Here is a 15,901-nt window from a genome sequence, read left to right as displayed (position 1 = left end):
CAACTATGCTTCTGCTTCCAGTTTCACAGGTGTACTTGCAAAAATGTTCAGTTGATTTGCCTTGAATAAAAATATTTTCTGTAAGACAGACTTTTAGATTAAAGGTTACCGAGAATAACTTGACACATACCATACTTATTTCTATAATTGACATCACTTCTTTGTTGCCTTATACTTACGGGTATAATAGTGGAAGCGATGAACAGGCGCAGTAGTGTGTTGAGCTTTTTTTAGAGAGCGGGTGGGTGGTGAAAATCCGTATGGCCAACAATCACGAAGTACACCTTGGAGCTATCTTTTTAGACGCGACCCGGCGTTATGGGTGATGAGTGAAGCAGATAAGCCTGCTTTAATAAGGGTGGTACCACGGCGCAGGTCGTCCCGGTAAGAAGCATTAGCTTTTTACGGGGCTTTTTTTATTGAAAAAATTAATACTGAATAGTAAAAACAGGAGGAAATGAGATGTCTATATTACATGAATTAAGGTGGCGTGGGGCGATTAACCAGCACACCGACGAAGAAGGCTTGCTTAAATTAACGCAAGAAAAGAGTATCGCTTTGTACTGCGGCATCGATCCGTCGGGCGACAGCATGCATGTCGGCCACTTGATCCCCTTTATGATTTTGAAACGATTCCAGTTGGCTGGCCATAAACCTGTTATCTTAATTGGAGGCGGAACAGGTTCGATTGGTGACCCAAGCGGACGCAACTCTGAACGTCCATTACAGACCATGGATACCATCATGGAAAATGCTGAAAAACTGAGCAATCAAATGCGTCACTTGTTTGAAGCTGGATCTGAACAATCAGGCATTAAGTTAGTTAACAACTATGACTGGTTAAGTGAATTAAGCTTTTTAGACTTCTTGCGTGACTTTGGTAAAGAGTTTAACGTGAATACCATGCTGGCTAAAGAAGTCGTTGCGAGTAGATTGGACACAGGTATTTCCTTTACCGAGTTCAGTTACCAGATTATTCAATCCGTTGACTTCCTTCATTTATATGAAAACGAAGGTGTTCAACTTCAGATTGGAGGATCTGATCAATGGGGAAATATCACTGCCGGTTTGGATTTGATTCGTAAAAAAGTGGGTCCAGATGCCAATGCTTTCGGCCTTACCATTCCTTTGTTACTAAAAGCAGACGGAACAAAATTTGGTAAATCGGCAGACGGCGCCATTTGGCTTGATCCAGAGAAAACAACACCTTACGAATTTTACCAATTCTGGTTCAACCAAGATGACCGTGATGTCATCAAATACTTAAAGTACTTTACGTTCTTATCAAAAGAAGAAATTGACGAGTTCGAAAAACAAGTGGAAACGGAGCCTCATAAACGTGCAGCTCAAATTGCTTTAGCAGAAGAAATGACTCGCTTTGTTCACAGTCAACAAGCCTTAGATGAAGCCATCAGTATTTCTCAAGCACTCTTTTCAGGTGATATTCAAAATTTAACAGCTGATCAAATTGCTTCTACTTTTAAAGACGTGCCTTCATCTGAAGCGCCAAAAGAAGAACGGAATATTGTTGAATTTTTAGTTGATGTAACAGGGATTGAGCCGTCCCGTCGCCAAGCTAGACAAGACATCACAAATGGTGCAATCCGTATTAAAGGTGTACAAATTAAAGATACAGATTATGTGATTTCTGAAGCGGATAGTTTTGATGGTCGCTTTATCATTGTTCGTAAAGGTAAAAAGAAATACTTCCTTGTTCATCTGAAGTAGTTTAATTGGCCTATAAAATAAAACACGGTGCTTTGCTTTGATGGGAAGAATCCCTTGTCAAACAAGCACCGTGTTTGTCGTTTCATCTATTAATTAAAAAGTCCGCGTATCGCTTCCCAAATCTGTCTAAAAAAGTTTCCAATTTGGTCGATTAGGCCACTGTCTTCTGCTTGCTCCCATACATCACCGAAACGTTCGCTCAAGTTGGATGATAATTGTTCGAGCTGCTCTCTCACTTGAGCAGAGTCGATTGCGCCGGTTTGTTGATAGCGATCAAAGAAAGCGAGTAAGCGGTCAATCTGTTCCTGTGAGATAGCATTCTGTAAGTTGTTATTTGCTAAAGCATCATTAATGATGCGTTCGATGTCTTCACGTGTCGCCAATTCATCTTGGCGATCTCTTAGTTCAGAAAGCTGTTGCTTAATTTCGATAATCGCTTGGTCAAATCTGGATGAATCGAACTCTTCTTCATCAGCATTTTCCTGAGCAATTTGATTGGTTGTTTCCAATTCTTCTTGCGCGACTTCCATACGGTCTTGATCTAATTCTTCTCCGTTAACGTCAAAGGCTTTATAGATGCCCGTCAAAGCACTTTCCCCAGTAACAGGGCGGATGCTTGCAACCATTATGGTTACGTCTTCTACACCTGCTGTAATCGCTGCGTTGGCGTATTGCTCTTCTGTAATTTGAGTGATGTTATCTGGTGTTTCGATTAATACCGTGACACCCTCTCCATCGTTTTCACGCTGAACGAGTACAGATGAAATCATACTAGCCGTATTTCCAGAACCCGTTCCGAGATAGTTTTGTAAATCTTCTCCAGTCACGTCAACGCTCGCAACATTTTCCATATCGTCTATGCCTAATAAATCCGCTGTTTCCTGAACTTGAGCATCCGTTAATCCGCCACCATATACATATGTAGGTAGACCCCATGCTTCATTGACCACACTCGTGTCAATACCTTCTGATGCTTCTACTGATGACAGAGAAACCGATGTAACGAGTCCCAACACTGCTAAAAATCCTAAACTCTTTTTAATCACATGCTTCATTCTAAACTCTCCTTTTAAGTAGTATCTATTTATTAACTACTTCTATAGTATAGCATCATCTTTTTCAGAATTTCTTAATTTATCAAAAATCTTTAGAAAATCGACGTTCTTCTGAAGCTTTTTCACCTTCATTCCGACAGCCAAAAAGCAAGAGCTCTCGCTCTTGCTTAACTCGTCTACTTAAGATTGTTTAAAGCATCTTCGATTGATGAGTCCCCTGTAACCAAGTCAAATGCTTGTCTATAGGTTTTTTTGTTATCAAGACTTGCCGCAATGACTTTCGCTACATCCACACGAGGAATGCTGAAATCATCGGAGCTTGTGATAGCATCTTGGATGAGAACAGTTCCTTTTGATTCTTCATTTTCAAGAATACCTGGGCGAATAATCGTGTAGTTGAGTGTTGAATCTAACAGCCACCAGTCAGCAAAGTGCTTGGCAACATAATACGGTTTGATTTCATCACTCCATCGTTCACGGTCATCGGCTCCAAGTGCGCTGACTATAACGAAGCGTTCAATCCCCTTCGCTTCTGCCGCTTCCATTACTTTGACGGCACCATCTAAATCAATCAGCAATGTTTTATCAGGACCTGTGCTTCCTCCAGAACCCGCTGCGAAAACAACCGCATCAATGCCTTCCATTGTTTGGCTGATGTCTTGTACGGAGTCTTCAAGGTTTCCGAGTCTTGCTTCTACGTCTTTATCTTTAAACTTTTTCACTTGTTCATCTTTTCTGACAAAGGCGATCGGTGTATGCTTGGCTTCTTCTTTTAAAATATCAACTAAATGCGTGCCTATTTGTCCGTTGGCTCCAACAACTAATACATTCATGCTAACACTCTCCTTTTGATATCTTTACATTTCTAACCATAACAAAAAGAAGACAGTCCTCCAAACAGAACACACTGTCCTGGTGGGGGCTGTCTTCTTTTTTTAAATGAGATGATAACTCAAGCAAGCAGGTTTGTTCGTATCTGGATCATGAACTATTTTGGCATCAATGTCAAAAACAGAACGAAGCACCTCATTCGTCATGACTTCTTTTGGTGTGCCTGATTTAACAATTTTTCCGTCTCTAATGGACACTAAAAAATCTGAAAAGCGAGCGGCATGGTTCAAATCATGTAACACCATAACGATTGTCTTGTTTTGTTTTTTGTTCAATTTCTCCAACACTTGCAAGACATCCAATTGATGAGCTAAATCCAAGTAGGTCGTTGGCTCATCTAAAAGCAAAACATCCGTGTCTTGCGCCAAAGCCATGGCAATCCACACTCTCTGGCGTTGCCCTCCGGATAGGGAATGAACCGACCTTTCGGCAAAATCCAGCAAATTCGTTTCTTCCAAAGCCCAGTGAATCATTTCCCAGTCTTTGGCTGTCAATTGGCCAAAACCTTTTTGATAAGGTGAACGGCCATAAGAGACTAAATCCTTTACAGTCATTTCTTCAGGCGTATGAGGAGACTGCGCCAATATAGCAATCTGCTGAGCAACTTTTTTAGTTGGCATTTTATGGATAGCCTGCCCGTCAAGAAGGACAGAACCAACTGTTGGCTTGAGCAAGCGGGCGATGGTTTTTAAAAGAGTGGATTTACCACATCCATTGGGTCCAATGATACAGGTTATTTCTGATTTTGGAATAACCAGCTCCATCGAATCGACAATCAACTGTTTTCCGTAACCAACCGATAACTTCTCCGCACTTATTTTAGGCACTATTTTCTCTCCTCAATATAATCCTAATCCTTTATTCTCTAGTTAGACGAGTGTATTGCTTCCTCGATAAATGTTAATACTTGAGTGTTTGCAACTGGTCCATAATATAACCAGGCAGATTGTGAATCAAAGGTATAGACCGCATCGTTTATTACGGCCGGAATATTTTGCCATAAACGGTCATCGCTTAAAGTTTGTTCTTCGTCATCGTTGATAAAGAATAAATGATCCACTTCCATCTGTGCCAATTCCTCTAATGAGATAGCAGCCCAGTCAGCATCCGCAGACAATTGGCTCACGACTTCAGGTATCTCAAAGCCAGCATCCCCATATAATACCGCTCCGCTTGACCGTTCTGGATGAACCACGAACAAAGCATCGTTGACTAACCACACAGCCGCGGCAGATTCGCCATCAGCTTGTTCAGAAACGAGTGCTGCCGTTTCTTCTGCTCGTGCATCGTAGTCGTCAATTGCTTGATTAGCGGCTTCTTCTTCTCCAAGAACTTCTCCCAATTCAAGAAGTGTGTCTCGCCACTCTGTCGGGCTCGAATTTAATACATAGGTGGGTGCAATTTGACGGTATTGGTTTAACTGGTCTTCTTCCACTGCGTCACGTATTAAAATCAAATCTGGTTCGTGTTCCAATACTGCCTCGTAAGGTAAATCATATGGAATCGTTGGCAGATCGCCTAATTCGTCTTCCAGGTAAAACTGGATGCTATCTCCATCGTTGACTGACCACTGGACAACAGGTGTCACATCTAAAGCTACCAGGTAGTCTTCTAAATAAGTCGCAATAATCCGTTCAGGGTCAGACGGAATGTCTACCTCTGTTCCTGTTCCGTCTGTCAACGTCCGTGTTTCCTCTGTTTGCTCTGTATCTTCAGCTTGCTCATCTGATATACCTTCAGTAGGTTCGTTCATTTCATCTGTTTCTTCAGCTGAATCGCTACCACAAGCAGATAAAAACAAGGTAAGGGATAAAGCTGCTATTATTGATTTTTTCATGAGTCATCCTCCAAGATGTGTTGTTTAATTAGATAGAATTATTTTAATCATCAATAGTCATCAATAAATATATAAAATACGGTGCTCCCAGCACTGATACCAATAAGCCAACCGGAATTTCTGTAGGTGCAAGTAAAGTGCGAGCTACGGTATCAGAAAACAAAAGTAAACCAGCACCGATACAAGCCGTAATCGGAATCAATCGTTGATACTTTCCTCCTACCAATCGCCTAGCTAAATGAGGAGCAAGAAGACCTAAAAACGATATGCCACCTGCCGCAGCCACACTCGCTGAAGCAAGTGCAACACCAATGACAATGAGATAGATCCGTTCTTTTTCTATTGAAGTGCCTAAACCAGTTGCCATATCGTCCCCCAGTTGCATAATAGTCAGCACGCGGGCTTTGAACATGGCGAGTGGCAAAAATAGAAGAATCCAGGGCAATAGGCTCCAAACAGTCGACCATGTCGAATTCCATATAGACCCTGACAACCAAACGATGGCACGATTGAAATCACTCTCTGCCATTCTTAATTGAATCACTAATAAAGCTGCTGAAAAACCGGCATTAACCCCTATTCCTACTAAAATTAAGCGGATAGGGTTAACTCCTTTCTTCCAAGCCAATGCATAAATAAGTATAGCTGCCGTCAAACCTCCTACAAAGGCTGCAAAGGGTAAACTGATTTGACTGAACTGCGAATCGCCTGTTAACTGAGTATTTTGCAGCGATATAATATAAAGGTATAAAACAACAAAAAAACCAGAACCTGAATGTATGCCAATGATGCCAGGATCCGCTAGCCCATTTTGAGTGACTCCTTGAAAAATTGCTCCAGAGACACCCATTCCTACCCCCACTAAAATTGCTATGAAGATGCGCGGTAATCTAAATTGAAATAAAAGCAACGCGTTTCTGTCTGTTCCTTCACCGATAAGGGTAAACCAGACTTCTGAGGGCGTCATGGACAAATGTCCGGTCCCTAAGCTAATCAGACACATAATCAGTAAAATGAAAAGGAGGAAAAGAAAAAGAGACACTGTTCGTTTCAATGATTTGTCAACCGTTTGAAAGCTTTCTTTATGCTTAAGCACTCTTAACCTCTCCCTTCTTTGCGAGCTAGGTATAAGAAAAACGGAACGCCAATAAGTGACGTGAGTGCCCCAATCGGTGTTTCATAAGGCGCATTAATAACACGTGCAGCCACATCAGAAACCACTAACAAAATAGCTCCGAACAATGCCGCCGCTGGTATGACAAAACGATAATCCAAGCCCATCATTTTTTTTGCCATGTGAGGAATAATCAGCCCCACATAACCGACTGTTCCTGCTATAGAAACAGCAGCTCCCGTCAATAACAATACAATAATTAAAGAACAACCTTTTATCCATCCCACTCTCAGACCAAGTCCTTTAGCCATTTCCTCCCCTAAAGATAAAATCGTTAATGAACGAGACAAGAGGAACGCACCTAGCAAACCGACTCCCGCTAGAACAGCAGCGGCCGTGACGCTTTCCATTCTCACACCAGCTAGACCTCCTGCAAACCAAAAACTCATATCTCTGGCAACGTTAAAATGGATAGCGATCATCGTTGATAAGGATTGTAGTAGCGCACTGACTGCCGCACCGGCCAAAGCCAATTTAACTGGGGTTAAGCCTCTTTTTGTAAAAGCCCCTATCATAAAGACCATTCCTGCTCCTAAGGCTGCACCTGCGAAGGACCACAAGATTAGCTGAATATAATTTGATTGAGGATAAAGTGCAAAAGCTATCGCAATCATAAAGGCCGATCCAGAAGTGACGCCCATTATGGAAGGTGACGCTAATGGATTTAATGTTAAGGCCTGCATGATGACGCCGGCTACTGCTAAAAACGCACCAATAAGTGCCGCACCTAGTACTCTCGGTATCCGTAAATCCATTAGTATAAGGTGCTCAGTATTTGTGGAATCAAAGGAAATAAGCGCATCTACTATCATTCTCCAAGACAGTTGCGCCGCTCCGTAACCAATAGATAGAAACATCGCAGCGACCAGTACAACTAGACTGACGAGCAGAATGAGTACTGTCGGATGAGGTGCCCTTAAGCGTTTCATCAACCGTTTTTGAGTTTCTTTTTTTGTCAGCTGATTCTTTCTTATCTCTTCCATATGTCTTCCCTTTTCTAGTGATCACTTCACATTCTCATTGGTTTTATACTCGGTTTTGTAAGCCGTCATGCATAGAAGACATGACCACAGCATGGTTAATCAAGGGATAACAGTATTGTCTAATTTGATTAACCGCATTCACTGCATCATTATATGCTCCAGCAATTAAGCGAACCTTTCCTTGAAAATCTAATATATCCCCTATAGCGTACATGCCTTGTATCGAGGTTTCAGCCAAGGATGATCCTTTAATATAATAGTGATCAATCAGTTCTAAGTTCAATGCTTCATCTTGGTGTACATTTTGCTCCGTTTCAAAACCAATATTTACAAGCAACTCATCTATAGGAAGTGATAACCGTGTACCTGTTTTCGTATTATGAAGACGTATCGAACGTATTTTATCTTGACTGTCATCTGGAAGCAATTCTTCTATAGCACTGTAAGTGTGAATATGTATATGCTCCCCACTTAACTGACGTATTTGAGACTCATGAGCAGTAAATTCATCTCGACGATGGATAACATGTAACTCTTTTACTCGATCTTTCAGCTCATTTGCCCAGTCTATAGCCGAGTTCCCTCCGCCTACAATCGCTACTCTTTTATTTTCAAAATCTTTCATACGATAAATTGTGTAGTGTAAATTAGCTGTTTCATAAGGTTCGCAATAGATACCTGGCAATCGTTTAGGAGTAAAAATACCTCCTCCGGTAGCAATAATAATCGACTTGCTATCGAAGTAGTCTCCTGTCGAACTAAAGACACGGAAATGCTGCGGTCCCAACTTACTGATTTTTGTAATGAGTTGGTTGAGTTCAACTTTAGGACTAAATGTTTGAGCTTGATGAATCATCTGCTCCATCACTTCTAATCCAGGAGTAGGTTTCATCCCGCCAATATCCCATATCATCTTTTCGGGATAAAAATGAAGTTTACCACCTAATTTAGATTGATTTTCAATGATTCGAACAGACAAATCGCGCATCCCTGCATAAAACGCAGCATACAAACCAGCTGGTCCACCACCAATAATCGTGCAATCTGTGCTTGGTAATTGTTCCATTTCACCCCTCCTTTTTATAATTGAGAATGATTATCACTTTCATATAAGTTATACCATTCACAAAGTAAGGTGTCAAGTTAATAGCTAGCCCGATTTATAATCGTTTTCTAGTCAATTTGATTAGTTAGTGGGATTTTATAGTTGTTGATTATCTAACTAGACTCGTCCCATTGATTGATGTGCTCTTTTCATCCATAACGTTGAAAAGACCTTCAACGTTACCGTCAAAGGTCTTTTAAAAGATTTTTACTATTTATTCTTTTTAATATAGTCATCAAGTGCTTCTTCTGTAGGCAATCCTTCATTGTCGCCTTCATGTTGAACTTGTAAAGAACCAATTGCATTTGCATAAACTGCTGCTTCTTTCCAAGACAATCCTTTTAAATAACCATGAAGAATACCAACTGCAAAACCGTCACCTGCACCGACAGTGTCAATAACCTTTTCAACTTTAAAACCTTTAACATTAATTGTCTCTTGGCCTTTCTCAGTGATGAAAGCACCGTCTGAACCACTTTTAGTGATGACCACTTGAGCACCTTTATTAAGGTAAAAGGTGGCAATCTCTTCTATATCCTCTGATCCTGTTAATGCTTTCCCTTCAGCTACGCCGGGAAGCACAACATCTGCATATGAAGCAAGGTCATTCAAAACATCTACCATCAGTTGAGGTGAGTCCCAAAGAGACGGACGAAGATTAGGATCGAAAGTGACAAAGGTTCCCGATTCCTTCGCTTCCTTCATTAAATAAAAGACTGCTTCTCTGACCGTTTCACTCACTGCTGGAGGAATACCTGTTACGTGAACTACATCAATTTTGGAAAAATCGACTTGCTTCACGTCATTTATTGATAGCGTGGTAAAGGCACTGCCTTTTCTAAAATAAGCTGTGTCTGGATCACCATCTTCAACTTTACTTTTCATCATCAAACCAGTTGTATGAGAGTCTGAAAAAGTAATGTATTGTGTATTCATTTTGTTCGCTTGGATACTTTTAGCAATCCATTTACCTATTTGGTCTTCGCCCAGTCTAGTGATATAGTTCACTTGGTGATTCAAACGAGCCAATCCAATTCCTACATTCAGCTCAGCACCTGCAATTGACTTCCTAAAATAATCGTTATCAGCTATAGAGCCTGTTTCGGTGGCAGAAAACAAGCCCATTGGTTCTCCAATTAATAATATGTTAGCCATGGTACACTCCTATGTTAAGTCTTTGTATGTTGAAACAAATTCAGCCGCTTTTTCTTTCACGCTGCTGTACCCTTTTTCTTTTAAGTCAGCTGTCAGTGCGCTGCCGATTCCAACTGCCCAAGCACCACTGTTAATCCACTTATCCATATTGTTCAGGCCGACCCCTCCTGAAGGCATCATTTCAACATGAGGAATGGGGCCGTGAACATTTTTAATAAAGTCCGGTCCTAAAATGCCTCCTGGGAAGACCTTAACGACTTCCACTCCTGTCGCCATAGCAGCAGCGACTTCTGTTACTGTGCCACATCCAGGTAAGTATGGGATTCCATAGGTGTTACAAACTGTAGATATTTCTGGTACAAAATTAGGGCTAACGACGAAATCAGCTCCTGCTATAATGGCGATGCGCGCTGTAATCGCATCCATGACAGTTCCCGCTCCAACGACCATATCAGTCCCAGCAAATGTTTTTGCGAGTTCTTTAATTGACTCATCCGCTTGCGGTGTAGTAAACGTCACTTCAATGTTCTTGATGCCGCCTTCATAAACCGCTTTCGAAATATCCGTTGCTTCTTCAGCAGAGTTGCCTCTGATCACTGCAAATAGAAAATTCTCTTTTAAATTAGATAAAATCTGTTGTTTCTTAGTCATAAAAATCCTCCTAGTATAGTATGAATTCACTATTACAGTATACCCTTTTATACAAGTCAGCTCAATGATGTCTGGCTTTTTAATCCTGTAACCCTTAATGTTTTTCATTTTAATAACGGCATTGGCGATTCTTATGGAACGATCTATTCCCTTCTTTTCAGTCCAAACGATTTCAGTAGGACTGGCTTTAATAAGAACAGAAAAACGCAAGCATTGACGTCTATTGCTAGACTCAATCCTTGCGTTTTTTTAATTCTTATAGTGTTAACGTGCGCCACCGCCACCTCCGCCGATGGCTCCCCCTCCGCCACCAAATGAGGTTGCTCCTCCAACTCCACCGGTGCTTGAATACCCGGCGTTGGTTCGTCCAGTATTCATGCTGCTTGACATGATGTGCAAGCCATAATAATTGGTGTAATAGTAGGGGATAAAGTCGTGATCTTGTTCCGACCAATCTGGAAGTAAGTCTTCCAAGCGTTTCATAATCGCTTCTTCTTTCCCATATAGTCCTGCCCAAATTAAGAAGTCTTCCTCTGGTAATAATTGACGGTAACTCAGTGACTTATCTTTTGTCATAGCTTCTAAATGGTTTTCAAACTGTGTGAGTAAATCATATAACCGTTGACCTTTATTTGTAATGGCATCAAAAGTAGAGCTCATTCCTAAAAATTTGACTGTTTTTTCTACAAGATAGCCCTCTGCTATTAACCATTCTCTTGATTCTTCAATTATTTCTTTATACATATCCTCTAACTCTTCATAATGCTTTTCGGCCCACTTTTGTATTTGCTTATTGGTCATTTGATTATTTTGATCTGCTTGATCAATAAGGGTCTCCCACAAGGCCTCTTCAAATTCAGACCTGTTTATTTTATTTCCCTGCTTCTTAGCAAACTTATCGGGAAGAAAAGTCAATGTCGTCCGACCTTTTTTGCTTTTCTTATTAGCCGCTTTTTCTTTTGTTTCAATAACTAAACAATTTCCTTTTGACCACTTCATCAAGTAGGCAAAGAAATACTGTTCGAATGTGCCCCTTTGAAGGTGGTTTAAGAAATAGGCAATATCACTAATTTCTCCATCTTTATAGGGAATATCAGTATACAATAGGCCTTTGTTCGCCTTTCGCTGTTTAAAGGATGTGGGAACTTTTCCTTCATCTTTTTTCTTCTTCTCCATCCATAAGCCACCGCTTATAACAGCAGCTCCTGTAGTCATTCCGGCTAAAAATATACCGATGAGCCACCCGGGAACTGAATCATCATCTCCACCTCGAGCAGTTTCTCCTTCAGCTTGAGCTGCCTGTTCTTCCAGAGTTTCATCTACATAGTAGGACGGTAGGAAAGGATCGTTAGGAAATTGCATCAACACGGCGGCCGGCCGCCCTTCTGTCATTGGCTCACTCGTCTCAGTCACTAATTGACCATCAACTAAATTTACCTGTCCTTCATACCCAAATCCCCAAATCCGTGTGTTGTCTTCGGTAAATTCGATGGGTCCTGATATTTCTATTCTTAATCGGTCTGGAACAATATCACCGAACGTATTGAAGTTCCAATAAAGAGACTGACCATCATTTAATTGTCTGACCATATTCGTAACAGTATAAGAAACTGTGTAGTTTTGGTTACCGTAATCCCCTATTCCCCATACCAGTTCTTTTCCGGTATCCGTGTCAATCACACCGTAATAACCAGATTTTTCTTCTCGAGACCTACCTGAATCCCAATCAGGCATCTCTGACATGCCTTCTACTTGAAATTCAACAACTTCAGCACCCTCGTCTTCGTTAATAACGATGAAGAGTTCTGTTCCTTCTTCCATTGTCATTTCACGATTTTCAGTAATAATAGCCGTACCATTTTCAAGCAGTTGCACATGGACAGTCATGTCAGTCATGTTATTCTCATCGGCTTTAACAGCTTGTGGCATAAACCATACCGCTAAAAATCCGATAAGGACCCAACCAACCCACTTTTTTTTCATCTTGCTTTCCTCCCCTTTTTAACTCTTCTCCTTTTAGTCTATACAACTTTAATGAGAAAAAACACGGTCTACAGACTGATTTTTAGACTGATGATGCCTACTCCCTCCAACTACCAGGACTCCACAATCTGCCGTCCAGCTCGCCACTCAACTGTTCTTTGCGCTTTTCTTGTTCTTGAATCAATTTTTTTGTAGACAATAGCAAGGCTTTTTGTTTATAATCTCGGCTCTCTTTAACGAGTTTATCCAATTGCTCAACTAACCATTCTACAGATTCCATGTCATTCACTCCTTTAATTAGTCCGCGTAGTGATCGATATGAAGACGCAGTTCGTCCAACTCCAACCGATTGTCTTCTAACATACTTATCGCTTCATCAATAATAAAAGGAGCCTCATCTACTGGTATCTTGTCATAGGACAACTCTTCTAATTGTTTAAGCATCCACTCTTCTTTTGCTTTTAATGAATCTGCCTCTTTTAAACTTAAATATTGCTGATAAGCAATTAGCAATTCCATTTTCTCTTCCTCCGTTTTATAAGCAAATTGGAAGATAGAAAATGGCTTCAAGTAAGTCATACCCGTTTTTTTAGCTACCGCTTGAAACGGTTTAGTTAACTCGCTAATACTAAACCCTTCTTGTCCACCACTTTCATATTCTTTTTCACCGACACCAATGATTAAAACTAAACCAAATTCTTTTCCATGCAGTTTATCGCCTCTATATCCGTAGGCAAAATGCTCAGTTAGCACTTCATCCTGCCAGTGTTTAAGAAGTGGTGGCGACGAATACCAGTAGAAGGGAAATTGAAAGATAATGCGGTCATGTTGAAGGAGCAAGTTCTGCTCTTTTTTCACGTCAATTATTCCATCTGGGTATTCACGTTCTAAATGGTGCAAAGTGACGTGGTTATGGTCATTCACCGACTGAATGAGAAATTGCTGGCTCCCCGACTCTCCAATGGACGGGTGCGAGAGGATGACTAGTGTCTTCATGAGACAGCTCCTTTCTTAATTGCATCTTATATATGATAGTATACCAAAATTCCGTTTTAAAAAGGTAATCAGTCGAAATCTATAATGAAAACGAGTACAATAGGAAGTGACAACAGATAAAGGAGGAGCAGTTGAATATGAAGAAAATTATAAATGAGCCGGATCACGTGGTCGATGAGATGCTGAATGGGTTGGCCTTTGCCTATGACTCACTGGTGACACGTATACCAGAGACAACTGTCATCGCTAGAAAAGTTGAAAAATCTAACAAAGTAGGGCTTGTTAGTGGAGGCGGAAGCGGACACGAACCTAGTCATGCCGGTTTTGTCGGAAAAGGGATGCTATCTGCAGCAGTTGCCGGACAAGTTTTCACGTCTCCTACTCCAGATCAAGTTCTAGAGGGCATAAAAGCCGCCGATGAAGGGGCTGGTGTCTTTTTAGTTATTAAAAACTATACTGGGGACGTTATGAACTTTGATATGGCCAAAGAATTAGCAGAATTGGAAGATATTGATGTTGAGTTTGTGATTGTTGATGACGATATAGCTGTAGAAGATAGCACCTTCACAGCTGGACGACGGGGTGTAGCAGGAACAGTTTTCATGCACAAAATACTAGGAGCTGCTGCTGATTCAGGCGCGTCATTGAGTGAAATCAAAGAGTTAGCAGATAAAGTAAATGAACAGTTATTCTCAATTGGCTTAGCTCTATCTCCTGCCACTAATCCAGAAGTTGGTAAACCAGGATTCGAACTGGAAGATCAAGAAATTGAATTCGGTATCGGTATCCATGGAGAACCTGGCTATCGACGAGAAACGCTTCAACCTTCCAAAGAATTGGCAAAAGAGTTTGTCACCCAACTCAAAAAAGAAATGAATTGGTCTGAAGGTGATCGGTATGCCGCCCTTGTCAACGGTATGGGTGCCACTCCTTTAATGGAGCAATTTGTTTTTATGAATGATGTGAAAAAGCTTCTGGTTGATGATGAAAAACTAGACTTAGCTTTCAGAAAAGTTGGCGACTATATGACGGCCATTGATATGGCAGGCGTTTCACTTACTTTACTAAAAATCGAAGATGATCAATGGCTAGACTATTTGAATGCACCCGTTGATGTTATTGGTTGGTAAGCTTATTTTTGAAAGGATGATAGGTCTATGGTAGACGTTAAAAAGGTTCAATCTTGGTTAACTTTATTTGGTGAAAAAGTTACTGAAAATAAAGAACATTTGAATCAATTGGATACTGCTATCGGTGACGGGGATCATGGCAGTAACTTGACTCGTGGAGCTGCAGCTGTAAAAGAAAAGTTGGACGGGCAGAGTTATGATGAGTTAACTGATTTATTCAAAGACGTTGGAATGGTCTTGGTCAGTAAAGTCGGAGGCGCAAGTGGACCTCTTTACGGTTCAGCTTTCATTTCCATGGCAAAAGAAGCCAAAAATGACGCAGACTTGTCCCAACTGATTACTGCCGGCTTGGATGGTATTGTTAAAAGAGGTAACGCCAAAACTGGTGAGAAGACGATGGTAGATATGTGGTCGCCTGTTATCGACAGCATAAAGGACGGGTCACTTTCAGATGAGTCCATTGATGAGATTCTACAGAAAACGAAAGACATGAAAGCCTCTAAAGGACGGGCATCTTATTTAGGTGACCGATCCATTGGCCATATTGACCCAGGAGCACAATCCAGTGCTTATTTATTCCAAGCACTCATTGAGGCAGGTGTGATAAATGAGTAAAGTCTATGGCATCTTATTAGTGTCACACGTTGAAGAAGTCGCTAGCGGCCTCCTTCGTTTATTAGATCAAGTCGCTGGAGACGTCACGATCAAAGCAGCTGGTGGAACTGAGGACGGTGATGTGGGTACTAGCTTCGATCGCATTACAGAAGCTGTGGAGTCGTTCGATGAAGATCACATTCTTTGCTTTTACGATTTAGGTAGTGCCAAAATGAATTTGGATATGACTAAGGAAACAAGCGATAAAATCATGACTATTTTCGACACTGCTTTCATCGAAAGTGCTTATACTGCCGCTTCTCTCTTACAAGCAAGCGTTCCTATTGATGGCATCAATGAACAGCTAGAGTCGTTGAAAATCAAAGAATAGATACTCACTAAACAGCCCCAGTTCAATTGAACGGGGCTGTTTTCATGCTCGTCATGCTTTAAACGAAGAGTAACCTTCTTTCTTTAACCAGTTCAAAATAAGGTCAGCTGTTTCATTGGCAGCAAGGTGAGTCGTTTTTAGTCTTAGGTACTCAAGTTTTGCAGTTGAATATCCAGGTTTAACCCTTGCGGTTATTGAAACTTCTTATAAATAATTATCAAAAAACAC

Annotated in this window: 16 protein-coding genes and 1 other annotated feature; of the genes, 4 read left to right on the top strand and 12 right to left on the bottom strand. The window is 41.0% G+C overall.

Annotated elements, in window-relative coordinates; genetic code table 11:
* The first annotated feature begins 189 nt into the window (after positions 1-189).
* Positions 190-387 (top strand) — a binding site (T-box leader).
* 75 nt (positions 388-462) lie between these two features.
* A complete protein-coding gene (gene tyrS / locus C3945_RS11035; protein WP_161879707.1) occupies positions 463-1,728 on the top strand; it encodes a tyrosine--tRNA ligase in 1,266 nt (421 codons plus the stop codon).
* Between the two features lie 89 nt (positions 1,729-1,817).
* Here the strand turns inward: tyrS and C3945_RS11030 are convergent, their stop codons facing one another.
* From C3945_RS11030 to C3945_RS10975, 12 genes are all read right to left on the bottom strand, one after another.
* Entirely contained in the window at positions 1,818-2,783 is a 966-nt protein-coding gene (locus C3945_RS11030) for a DUF1002 domain-containing protein (protein ID WP_161879706.1), read from the bottom strand.
* Between the two features lie 176 nt (positions 2,784-2,959).
* A complete protein-coding gene (locus C3945_RS11025) occupies positions 2,960-3,616 on the bottom strand; it encodes an SDR family oxidoreductase (protein ID WP_161879705.1) in 657 nt (218 codons plus the stop codon).
* 102 nt (positions 3,617-3,718) lie between these two features.
* Positions 3,719-4,501 carry an ABC transporter ATP-binding protein gene (locus tag C3945_RS11020; RefSeq protein ID WP_161879704.1) on the bottom strand — a complete coding sequence of 261 codons (783 nt, stop codon included), beginning with the start codon at positions 4,499-4,501 and terminating at the stop codon, positions 3,719-3,721.
* Positions 4,502-4,539: 38 nt separating this feature from the next.
* A complete protein-coding gene (locus C3945_RS11015) occupies positions 4,540-5,511 on the bottom strand; it encodes an ABC transporter substrate-binding protein (protein WP_161879703.1) in 972 nt (323 codons plus the stop codon).
* A 43-nt stretch (positions 5,512-5,554) separates the two neighbouring features.
* The gene (locus C3945_RS11010; protein ID WP_202623358.1) at positions 5,555-6,607 is read right to left on the bottom strand and encodes a FecCD family ABC transporter permease; all 1,053 of its coding nucleotides are present in this window, start codon (positions 6,605-6,607) and stop codon (positions 5,555-5,557) included.
* Between the two features lie 2 nt (positions 6,608-6,609).
* Entirely contained in the window at positions 6,610-7,668 is a 1,059-nt protein-coding gene (locus tag C3945_RS11005; protein ID WP_161879702.1) for a FecCD family ABC transporter permease, read from the bottom strand.
* A gap of 43 nt (positions 7,669-7,711) precedes the next feature.
* A complete protein-coding gene (locus C3945_RS11000; RefSeq protein ID WP_161879701.1) occupies positions 7,712-8,734 on the bottom strand; it encodes an NAD(P)/FAD-dependent oxidoreductase in 1,023 nt (340 codons plus the stop codon).
* Between the two features lie 249 nt (positions 8,735-8,983).
* Positions 8,984-9,928, bottom strand: a complete 945-nt coding sequence (locus C3945_RS10995; RefSeq protein ID WP_161879700.1) for a sugar kinase — start codon at positions 9,926-9,928, stop codon at positions 8,984-8,986.
* Between the two features lie 9 nt (positions 9,929-9,937).
* Positions 9,938-10,579, bottom strand: a complete 642-nt coding sequence (locus C3945_RS10990) for a bifunctional 2-keto-4-hydroxyglutarate aldolase/2-keto-3-deoxy-6-phosphogluconate aldolase (RefSeq protein ID WP_161879699.1) — start codon at positions 10,577-10,579, stop codon at positions 9,938-9,940.
* Positions 10,580-10,843: 264 nt separating this feature from the next.
* The gene (locus C3945_RS10985) at positions 10,844-12,562 is read right to left on the bottom strand and encodes a DUF2207 domain-containing protein (protein ID WP_161879698.1); all 1,719 of its coding nucleotides are present in this window, start codon (positions 12,560-12,562) and stop codon (positions 10,844-10,846) included.
* 97 nt (positions 12,563-12,659) lie between these two features.
* The gene (locus C3945_RS10980) at positions 12,660-12,842 is read right to left on the bottom strand and encodes a hypothetical protein (RefSeq protein WP_161879697.1); all 183 of its coding nucleotides are present in this window, start codon (positions 12,840-12,842) and stop codon (positions 12,660-12,662) included.
* A gap of 17 nt (positions 12,843-12,859) precedes the next feature.
* Positions 12,860-13,558: an NAD(P)H-dependent oxidoreductase gene (locus C3945_RS10975; RefSeq protein ID WP_161879696.1), complete on the bottom strand. Its 699-nt coding sequence runs from the start codon at positions 13,556-13,558 to the stop codon at positions 12,860-12,862.
* 137 nt (positions 13,559-13,695) lie between these two features.
* Between C3945_RS10975 and dhaK the strand changes: the two genes are divergently transcribed.
* From dhaK to dhaM, 3 genes are read left to right on the top strand one after another with little or no spacing between them, the layout of a single operon-like run.
* On the top strand, positions 13,696-14,688 hold the full coding sequence (dhaK, locus tag C3945_RS10970; RefSeq protein ID WP_161879695.1) for a dihydroxyacetone kinase subunit DhaK: 993 nt from the start codon (positions 13,696-13,698) through the stop codon (positions 14,686-14,688).
* 27 nt (positions 14,689-14,715) lie between these two features.
* On the top strand, positions 14,716-15,303 hold the full coding sequence (dhaL, locus tag C3945_RS10965) for a dihydroxyacetone kinase subunit DhaL (RefSeq protein WP_161879694.1): 588 nt from the start codon (positions 14,716-14,718) through the stop codon (positions 15,301-15,303).
* Positions 15,296-15,673 carry a dihydroxyacetone kinase phosphoryl donor subunit DhaM gene (gene dhaM / locus C3945_RS10960; protein WP_161879693.1) on the top strand — a complete coding sequence of 126 codons (378 nt, stop codon included), beginning with the start codon at positions 15,296-15,298 and terminating at the stop codon, positions 15,671-15,673. The genes dhaL and dhaM overlap by 8 nt, the downstream gene beginning before the upstream one ends.
* Positions 15,674-15,901 lie beyond the last annotated feature (228 nt).

Origin of the sequence: Alkalibacterium sp. MB6, from assembly GCF_009935905.1 — a bacterium.
Classification (GTDB): domain Bacteria; phylum Bacillota; class Bacilli; order Lactobacillales; family Carnobacteriaceae_A; genus Alkalibacterium.
This window is presented reverse-complemented; position numbering and strand designations above follow the sequence as displayed.

Coding starts and splice junctions, on each gene's coding strand:
- tyrS (WP_161879707.1), top strand. CDS start 463: ATGTCTATATTACATGAATTAAGGTGGCGTGGGGCGATTAACCAGCAC.
- C3945_RS11030 (WP_161879706.1), bottom strand. CDS start 2,783: ATGAAGCATGTGATTAAAAAGAGTTTAGGATTTTTAGCAGTGTTGGGA.
- C3945_RS11025 (WP_161879705.1), bottom strand. CDS start 3,616: ATGAATGTATTAGTTGTTGGAGCCAACGGACAAATAGGCACGCATTTA.
- C3945_RS11015 (WP_161879703.1), bottom strand. CDS start 5,511: ATGAAAAAATCAATAATAGCAGCTTTATCCCTTACCTTGTTTTTATCT.
- C3945_RS11005 (WP_161879702.1), bottom strand. CDS start 7,668: ATGGAAGAGATAAGAAAGAATCAGCTGACAAAAAAAGAAACTCAAAAA.
- C3945_RS11000 (WP_161879701.1), bottom strand. CDS start 8,734: ATGGAACAATTACCAAGCACAGATTGCACGATTATTGGTGGTGGACCA.
- C3945_RS10995 (WP_161879700.1), bottom strand. CDS start 9,928: ATGGCTAACATATTATTAATTGGAGAACCAATGGGCTTGTTTTCTGCC.
- C3945_RS10990 (WP_161879699.1), bottom strand. CDS start 10,579: ATGACTAAGAAACAACAGATTTTATCTAATTTAAAAGAGAATTTTCTA.
- C3945_RS10985 (WP_161879698.1), bottom strand. CDS start 12,562: ATGAAAAAAAAGTGGGTTGGTTGGGTCCTTATCGGATTTTTAGCGGTA.
- C3945_RS10980 (WP_161879697.1), bottom strand. CDS start 12,842: ATGGAATCTGTAGAATGGTTAGTTGAGCAATTGGATAAACTCGTTAAA.
- C3945_RS10975 (WP_161879696.1), bottom strand. CDS start 13,558: ATGAAGACACTAGTCATCCTCTCGCACCCGTCCATTGGAGAGTCGGGG.
- dhaK (WP_161879695.1), top strand. CDS start 13,696: ATGAAGAAAATTATAAATGAGCCGGATCACGTGGTCGATGAGATGCTG.
- dhaL (WP_161879694.1), top strand. CDS start 14,716: ATGGTAGACGTTAAAAAGGTTCAATCTTGGTTAACTTTATTTGGTGAA.
- dhaM (WP_161879693.1), top strand. CDS start 15,296: ATGAGTAAAGTCTATGGCATCTTATTAGTGTCACACGTTGAAGAAGTC.